Below are 1,004 nucleotides of genomic sequence, written 5' to 3'. Positions count from 1 at the left end.
CCGTTGCCCCACTGGGTGGGCGTGCTGGTCCAGGTGACCTCCAGGCCGGAGGTGATGGCGTCGCCGCCCTTGCCCGTGCCGTGGGTGCTCTTCCAGCCGAGGCCCATCTGCTCCATGGCGGCGGCCTCGGGGTCGTCGCCGACGGCGTCGGCCGGGCCGGCGCCGTGGGTCTTGCCGAAGGTGTGACCACCCGCGATGAGCGCGACGGTCTCCTCGTCGTTCATCGCCATGCGGCGGAACGTCTCACGGATGTCACGGGCGGCGGCGATCGGGTCCGGGTTGCCGTTCGGGCCCTCCGGGTTGACGTAGATCAGGCCCATCTGGACGGCGCCGAGCGGGTTCTCCAGCTCGCGGTCGCCGGTGTAGCGCCGGTCGTCGAGCCAGGTGGTCTCGGGGCCCCAGTAGACGTCCTCCTCGGCCTCCCAGACGTCGGCACGGCCGCCGGCGAAGCCGAAGGTCTCGAAGCCCATCGTCTCCAGCGCGACGTTGCCGGTGAGGACCAGCAGGTCGGCCCAGGAGAGGTTCTGGCCGTACTTCTTCTTGACCGGCCACAGCAGGCGGCGGGCCTTGTCCAGGTTGCCGTTGTCGGGCCAGCTGTTGAGCGGGGCGAAGCGCTGCTGGCCGGCGCCCGCGCCGCCGCGGCCGTCGCTGATGCGGTAGGTGCCGGCGCTGTGCCAGGCCATCCGGATCATCAGCGGGCCGTAGTTGCCGAAGTCGGCCGGCCACCAGTCCTGCGAGGTGGTCAGCACCTCGGCGATGTCCCGTTTCACGGCCGCGAGGTCGAGGGCCCCGAAGGCCTCGGCGTAGTCGAACTCCTCACCGAGCGGGTTGCCGACGACGGGGTTCTTGGCGAGGATCTTCAGGTTGAGCCGCTCCGGCCACCACTGACGGTTTCCGCCGCCCTGCGTGGGGTGCGGGGCGCGTCCGTGGGCGACCGGGCAGCCGTCCGTCTCCTCGGTCTTCGCGTCGGTCACGATGGCGTCGTGGTTCTCGGACATGGGAGG

The 1,004-nt window shown here is 71.3% G+C and carries 1 protein-coding gene; it reads right to left on the bottom strand.

Annotated features, from left to right (window positions below):
• Window positions 1-998, bottom strand: a 998-nt coding sequence (locus ACH4D3_RS41230; RefSeq protein ID WP_398332893.1) for a peroxidase family protein, incomplete at its 3' end; no start/stop codon positions are given.
• Window positions 999-1,004: the final 6 nt, after the last annotated feature.

It is taken from the genome of Streptomyces sp. NPDC018026 (assembly GCF_044327745.1).
Lineage (GTDB): Bacteria > Actinomycetota > Actinomycetes > Streptomycetales > Streptomycetaceae > Streptomyces > Streptomyces rubrogriseus.
The sequence above is the reverse complement of the archived record's forward strand: the minus strand, read 5'-3'. Positions and strand labels throughout refer to the sequence as shown.